Source organism: Okeania sp. SIO2B9, assembly GCF_010672505.1.
GTDB lineage: Bacteria > Cyanobacteriota > Cyanobacteriia > Cyanobacteriales > Microcoleaceae > Okeania > Okeania hirsuta.
The window spans coordinates 1-7,725 of sequence record NZ_JAAHGK010000204.1 but is presented as its reverse complement, the minus strand read 5'-3'; the positions used below and the strand labels follow the sequence as shown (position 1 = coordinate 7,725).

Here is a 7,725-nt window from a genome sequence, read left to right as displayed (position 1 = left end):
CCCAAAAGTCCATCTTCTCAGAGGTCAACCAGTTTATGTAGGTGATGGTATTAAAGTCGGTAAGGAAGGAAAAAAAATGCCTGGTGTGAAAAAACTGCATAATGAATCAGAAAATGTAACGAAGCCAGAGTGGATACGAGGCCATTACTTTGGGGTCATTACCATACTCTTAAAAGCAGGCTCTTGTTTGAAAGCAGTTCCTGTGACTTTGGGATTGCCAGATGGTATCAAGACGACTGAGGATGATCAAACTACAATAGTAGATTGAATGTCTACTTTGTGCGTAGAACTTATCCATGCTGGTAGCTATATCATCCTTGATGCTTACTTTGCTTCTAAAAATTTGATTGAAGAGTTTAGGAAGCACAAGCTACAGTTAATTACCAGAGTCCGAATCAATGCAGTCGGCAAACATGCTTTACCAACACCACCGCTCAAACGCAGTCGTGGTAGACCTCGCGTCTGGGGTGAATCAGTCAAGTTACGGAAATTGTTTGATGAGAAAGATTCCTTCACTACAGAAACTCTACTACTTTACGGTCAGATGGTGTCTCTCAGATGGCGTTGTATAGATTTACATTGGGATTGTCCCCTTCAAAGAGTGCGCTTTGTATTGGCTGTGTGGCCGGAGGGCAAACAAATAATTCTGCTTTCAACTGATGTCACTCTATCTGCAACCGAAATTTTAACCGCTTACAGTTGGCGTTTTCAGATTGAAGTCACTTTCCGTAACTTGATTCAACTCTTGTCTGGTTTTAGCTATCAGTTTTGGATGAAAGATATCACCCCGACTCAGGGGTGGCCGAAAGACTTAATTCTCAGTCGATATCCGAAGAAACATCAGCAACAGGTTAAAAGAAAAGTTGAAGCAATGGAGCGGTTTGTACTGATCAACACTATTGCACTAGCTGTTTTACAACTGCTGAGTTTAGAGATGCCCATGATCATATGGAAAGACTTCCCCGGTTGGTTTCGTACTCTACCATCCAATGGTTATCCGAGTGAACAGATAGTTCTACTGACACTCGCCGAACATAGGAAGAAGATTTTAGCCAAAAGTAGGTCGGGTCTACTGAGTGACAAAATTCTTAAATGCTCGATCGCCATTCACCAGACAGTCGAATCTGGAGCATTTTGTCACATGAAACCAACTGTTTTATGAAGAAAAAAACTTTTTACTGTCCAGATGATAAGTATAGTAAAAAAAATGTACTTATATCATGTGCGGTTGAATACTGATAAATAACGACGGAGGAGGACCGAGTCAGAAGTCGGGAGGAAAAAAGAGGGAAGAGGAGAAGAAAGTTTTTTATCATGCTATTAAACGAACATGATATTATATGTATTCAAAGAAATGAGGCCACAAAAATTACTTCAGAGAATTATTAATAACTGTCTTGTAATACCTAAAGTTAAAGCTAGAAAACTCGGAAATGGAAATAAAACAGGTCAGCAGACTGATCCGCTGAAATATAGCAGTCGCCTTTATTGTATTTGACATATCAAAAGCTTAAAACTCAGACAACGCCAGATTTTTCCTTATTCCTTATTCCTTCTTCCTTCTTCCATGATGTTTTGGCGACTTATTCCCTTACTAACGACAACCGGCAAGTTACAAATGGCAATAGATGAATGGTTGCTACACCAACATCTGCAAGGAAATATTCCACCAACTCTCCGCTTTTACACCTGGCAACCTGTGGCCATTTCTCTGGGTTATCATCAACGACGTTATCCTGAATATTGGCAAAATCTGACTTGGCAAGGCAAACCGATAGATATTGTCCATCGTCCTACTGGTGGCAGGGCGGTTTTGCATCAGGGAGATTTAACTTATAGTGTTATAACTTCTGGTTTTCCTGGCAGTCGTATTGAGTCTTATCAGGCTATTTGTGAATTTTTAATAGTGGGGTGGCGATCGCTCGGTGTGGACTTAGTTTATGGCAGTGCGGGAAGAGGTTATATCCACAACCCTAACTGTTTTGGCACTTCTACTGGTGCAGATTTAATATTACCTAATGGTGGAAAATTAATCGGTAGTGCCCAATTGAGAAAGGGTAGGGCAATATTACAACATGGTTCTATGATTTTAACGCCTGATGTTGAATTTTTTAGTTATGTTTTTAACTCTCAACCTTCTCCTGGAGTTTTTGATATTTTTACATCTGTTTTATCTGCCGTCGATAGGAGAGAAGTTATGATTAATCGGATTATTGAAGCATTAGTTAGAGCAGCTATGAAATGTTTTAAAATTCAGCTAATTACAGAACCTTTATCTGAGAGAGAATGGATAGAAATTAAGAGTTTTTCTGTTTAGGTGAAGCTAGTTATTAATATGTAGAGGGAAGGCAGAAGGCAGAAGGGAATTTGATTTTTGGAGAGGTCTAATGATTGTGATATCAAATCCGCTTAATCTCGGTATAAAAAAATGTCCTATCTTCAGCCATTGCCAAATCTTTCTTTATCTCCTGACCTCCCCATCTCACCCTCTATTTTTAAATAGATACCAAATGGGTTCTATAATTCCCATTCGTCCCGACTCCTGAGGACTGACTCCTGACTCCTACCCTTTCCAAAAGACTTTTTCAGCAAAACCTAATTAGTTCGTTTCTGCAATATATTCCAATCTGTTCTCATGAGAAAATCCCAATCTCGTAGTGCTTCTCGTGACCATAACCAGTTTTGTCTAAGTTGGGGAATATGATATTCTATTGCAGCTTCTTTCATTACTTTTGTCCGATATTGTAAAGCTCTCAACCAGCGTTCTCTTTGCTCATTTCCTTGATAAGTTTGAGCAGATTTCATCATTACTAATCCAATACCTGCATAGGCATTAATAGCATCTTTTTGTTCAACTTCTGGAGTTGGTAAAGCCTCAATTGAAATGTTACGCAGTATTTGTGTTTCTGGTGCAATTTCTCCTGATAATTTTAATACTTTTAACCAAGAATCATAAGCTTTTTTCAGGTCTCCTTTGGTATAGTAAGCAAAACCTATAGCATTCTGATATGGAATAGAATCAGGGAGTTGAGCGACGGCTTTTTCCCAGTAATATATAGCTTCATCTACAGTATAATTTCTATTTCCATATTGGGCTAATTCCCAAATTAATCGACCTTGTAAAAAAAGTATGTCTGAGTCAACATTTTGCTCATTATTACCTGCTTTTAACACAATCTTAAGTGCTGCTTTTGCCTCTCTAAAAGCACCTCTATTTAATAAAGACTCTACAGCTTTTTTTCCAGCTTGAATATCATTTTTATTAAATTGTTCAATAGCTAGTTGTTTGTCTGCTTCTACAGTATTGGCACTATAATTAATTGGTTGCTCTTTATCATATCTTTCCAGGTTAATTGGATCGGGAGTTATAGATATAGTTTTTGAAGAAAGTATTGGTCGATTTTGAAATAACCAAACACCACTTAGAGTGAATAAAACAGCAATTAGATGTGAAACTATTCTACCGGGAACTGAGTTAAAAAAAATGATAGTTTTTTCAGAATTTTGTGTCATTTTGATGTCTTTGATAATTATCAACCTTCGGTGGTAGAAGTTAGAAGGGAGTAAAAAATAAAAATTATCTGACTCTTTTGCCTGCTTAATACTCTACTTTTTTTGAGAATGCCTAAAGAAGTTTTCAAGTAGAGAAGCAAGGAGTGGATAGAAATTTGAATTCTCCCTTTCTCCTACCTCCTCCTTTATTATTTTTCCAGCTGCTCACTCTTGTATTCCGACTCTTTTTTAAATTAGTCATTAGCCAATTTAAAAATAAACCGTTAGTATATCTAATTTTAATCTACTACTAAGCAATATCTTCAAACTGCTTATTCTGTTGAACTGGCTGTTTGTGATATCGAAGTCTCAATAATAAACCCCAATCTTGACGAGCCATGGGAGACCACAACCAACTTTTTTGCAATTGTTGGATATGAAACTCTTTGCCAGCTTCTCTCATAACTTTACTAACATATTTTAAAGCTCGATCAGGAGTTTTTTGTAAATTTTGAGCTGATTTTAGCATGATTAATCCCAGACCAGCATAAGCATTCATAGCTTCTCTTTTCTTGACAGATAAATATCTTCGGTCATTATTATAAACAGGACGAACTTTTTCCATTTCTGGAGTAATTTCTCCTGACAAATGCAATACTTTTAACCAAGCTCCATAAGCTTTTTCCATATCTCCTTTAGTGTAATAAGCAAAGCCTAAAGCATTTTGATATTGAATTTTTTCTGGACTTTTGTCAGCAGCCTTTTCCCAATAACTTATAGCTTCATCTATCAGGTTATTTTGATTTCCATCTTGGAAGATTTCCCAAACTAATCGACCTTTAAGAAAATTAATTTCTGGATGGTCGTTGAGTTGAGTAGGCACAGCAGCGATCGCTTCTCCTGCTTTTGCTAATTCTCCTCTTTCTAGTAATATTTCTACAACCATTTTGCCAGCCAGAATATCATTTTGCTTAAACTGTCTAATTGCCAGTATCTGTGCTTCTTGGATGCTACTATTTTTTTCATTAACATTAACAAGTCGAACCCTATTATAGTCATAATTAATCCCTGGGTCTGGGGCTTTAGGAAGCAATTGAGAATTCACTTGTGACAGTCTATTGAAAGTAATTGTATTAGTACCAAAAGTTAACATTACTAATGATGCTGCAGATACTAATATTTTTTTCCAGGAAAAATTATGAGACTTTTTATGAATATTTTGTGTAGTTAATACTGACTGAACTTGTGTTACTATTTCTTCTTGTTTTTCATAGCTTTGATTACTGAGTTGTTCTCTTATTTCTCTTTCTTGCAATAACTCTTGGAGAGTCTTTACTTGAGCTTGATTATTGGTATTCTGCCAATTAAGATTATCTGTTTGAGGTTCACTAGGAAATTCCTCCATATTCTCTAAATCGATATTTGGTTTTACACCAGTTGAATCTTCTGGCGACTCTGGTGATGCAATTTTTTCTTCAACAAATTCCTCAAAAGGTTCAACAATTTTATTGGTCAAGTTGCTGGTTTTTTGAATCAGACAACCATCAAACTCTGAATGTAGGTAGACAACAGGTAATGCCCAATAAAGTTCATGTGAACCGTAAGCAGAAATCAATCCTTGTCGTGCCCGACTCAAACTTAAGTCTATTGGATAACCTTGATTGAGATTTCGATAAAAAAGTCGTGTCAAACTTAGGGAAACCTCATCTGGAATGCGTTCTGCCATTGCTAGCACTCCCGGAATACCACGTTTAACTAGCGCTTCTGCTAAGTTGAGAGTTACTTCATCATCAGTGGGGTTAACTAAGTGGTTGTAAGCGCCTCGACATGAATTGAAAACCGCCATCTGAATACCATTATTAACTAACAACCCTGCTAAGTCTCGACCACTGAGACTTTCTGTTAACCCTGTTATATTGCTGACTAGAGATATTTCACCACCAGAAATACCCCAGTTGCTATGACCTGCATAGTGGAAAACCTGATATTTACCTTGCTCTAAACGTTGAGTAAGTTGTTCTCGTCCAGGTTGCCTGAGAATATCCAGGTGGATTTGAATTTCTCCACTATTTCTTTGTAGTTCTTGTTGCAACGCCTCATATTCTTTTTCTAGTTGCAGACTATCTTTATCGCTAGGAGCAGCGATCGCCATTAAGATTTTTAATGGTTCTTCTGGAGTTCGTGTCCGGGTTTGTTTAGGTAAGCAAGTATTAGGTTGATAGCGAGAGAACATTACATCAGTACCAGTAGCAAGGGGGCGATCGCCTGCATGGAGTACCTCCCAAGGCAAACTGGATATACGTCTGTCTTTAGTCCCCAGACGTAACTGTAATACCTCTCCTCGATTATGAGCTATTCCTTGAGCGCAACTCCAGCTATCTCTCAGGGTGTCTTTGAATAGCTCTTGATACATTTCTTGGCCTAATGCTACTAAATTTGGACTTACCACTTCCCCAGACCTGGCCACAACCTGACTAGGGATAACTACCTGAGTGTTGGACTTTCCTTCTAGGAGATCGAGTAATGGATCGCGAAATAGGTGACGTGCTTGGGCTAACCATTGTTCTATAGGCCATTCGACAATTTCTTCAGCCACTAACCCACCAATAGGTACTTTTTCTGTCCGAACAAAGTATTCGTCTTCTCCCAGGGGAGTAATTGAAATATGAAATTCCTGTGTCACTTATTTTTTATCCTTCTGCTGAATTTACTCCGCCAAAACTCCCGATCTTTGCTTTTGATTATGAATAAATGGGAAAGAAATGACGACTGTGGATTTGGTGTTCTACCATTTTGGATTTTAGATTTGGGAAACTTTCTCTGTGCAGGAGTGTTGGGTTTCCCTGATGTAGCAACCTTAAGGTGTTGGTATAAAAAAGCTCAAAGTAGTGCTGGTTATGATTATCAGAACTAGCAATTTGCACGTCTAGTTGAAGTGTTATCTATTAGTAACTAAGCAGTCTAAGTTACTAATAGATAACACTCATTTTTTTTGCCTCTTCATCTATGTTAGTCTCAGATTTCTGAGGCCTGCTCTTTAAATCTCCTCTTCAACCACCTATTAACTAATTCAGGAGTACTTTCCGGATAATTTGATCATCAGCACTAAAATATAGATTTAAGTATTGATTCGGTTGAATGGCCAATTTAGAAAATCTGCAATGGCAGTAATTGGGCAACAATGTACCAACGATGAATATGGGTAAGCTGACCGGATTACACATTCATCTACTGTGTATCTAGACAATATTATCAGTAAAAAGTTTCTTTTTGACCTGCTTTATCTCAAGTGAATTTATTTCGATTTACCGAAACATTATTTGTTTGAGGCTATTCAAGAACCTTTTTTCGATTTATACAATACTAACATTCTCAATTATTGTTGTAACTCCGGAAGGTTAAACCATCATTTTTTTATATCCTTAAAAACTAGAAAGCTTTTTTGTCAGAACAATTTAAATATCGATAAGTTTTGCTGTAGAGTTGGTATCGGATAATTTGAGAGACTATTTGTCAAATTAATTATTAAGAGATTATGGATCTACATTCAGATAAAAATGGGAAGGAGTCCAGGGATAGAAATAAGTATGAGAGAGTAGTTTATAGGTATTCAGACTGATCGGTTATGTTGAAAAATAGACAGTATAGTTGTGTCTTATTCTTACTACCCTATTTCCTGATACATTCAATCTCTGAGTTGTATATCTTTAAATATTTGTATTGTAGAGTTTGATTTTTTTTTGTCCCTTCTTTCTTTTTCTGAATACTAGAAGTTTGACTTTTGTTCGTTAATTGATCACTGTTTTGCTACGCTACATAAAAAACGCAGTTCCTCCAGAGGAGGCTAACTGAAATGACACAAACTATCTAATATCAAATCCGGTAGCATCGGTGTAATTAGATAGTTAATCTAGGAGGACCGAGTCAGGAGGACCGAGTCAGGAGGGAAGAGAATGCGCGAAACATTTGCTCTTGGATGAAGATGAAATTTTTTTTTATACCGAACCCGAGCGGATTTGATATAAAATATCTGTATAAATAATTATTGACTAATAATTAGTAACAGTTAGTAACTAATTATTACAAAAAATCAGAATTTTCTATATAAAACTATATAAAAATTAAAATAATAATAGCAACAATACGGATAAATAATGCTAATCTAAAAATAACATTTATCAGTAAAAATCAGGGAGCCACCTAAAATTCGGTACTTTTTTAGGTAGCTCCCTG

Annotated in this window: 5 protein-coding genes and 1 pseudogene; 4 read left to right on the top strand and 2 right to left on the bottom strand. The window is 36.8% G+C overall.

All coding sequences use genetic code 11. The annotated features are described in order from the left end of the window. The 3 genes and pseudogenes from F6K13_RS09760 to F6K13_RS09750 form a co-directional block, all read left to right on the top strand. Positions 1-268, top strand: a pseudogene (locus F6K13_RS09760) (IS4 family transposase); the annotation flags it as partial. Further along, the gene (locus F6K13_RS09755; RefSeq protein WP_124155948.1) at positions 269-1,162 is read left to right on the top strand and encodes a transposase; all 894 of its coding nucleotides are present in this window, start codon (positions 269-271) and stop codon (positions 1,160-1,162) included. It begins immediately after the preceding pseudogene. A gap of 456 nt (positions 1,163-1,618) precedes the next feature. After that, positions 1,619-2,317: a lipoate--protein ligase family protein gene (locus F6K13_RS09750; RefSeq protein WP_240038937.1), complete on the top strand. Its 699-nt coding sequence runs from the start codon at positions 1,619-1,621 to the stop codon at positions 2,315-2,317. Positions 2,318-2,595: 278 nt separating this feature from the next. Here F6K13_RS09750 and F6K13_RS09745 read toward each other — a convergent pair whose 3' ends face one another. Continuing rightward, on the bottom strand, positions 2,596-3,513 hold the full coding sequence (locus tag F6K13_RS09745; RefSeq protein ID WP_124144792.1) for a hypothetical protein: 918 nt from the start codon (positions 3,511-3,513) through the stop codon (positions 2,596-2,598). Between the two features lie 289 nt (positions 3,514-3,802). Next, positions 3,803-6,175, bottom strand: a complete 2,373-nt coding sequence (locus tag F6K13_RS09740; RefSeq protein ID WP_124144793.1) for a CHAT domain-containing protein — start codon at positions 6,173-6,175, stop codon at positions 3,803-3,805. A 60-nt stretch (positions 6,176-6,235) separates the two neighbouring features. Between F6K13_RS09740 and F6K13_RS09735 the strand changes: the two genes are divergently transcribed. Further along, a complete protein-coding gene (locus F6K13_RS09735; protein ID WP_161564502.1) occupies positions 6,236-6,406 on the top strand; it encodes a hypothetical protein in 171 nt (56 codons plus the stop codon). The last annotated feature ends 1,319 nt before the right edge of the window (positions 6,407-7,725 follow it).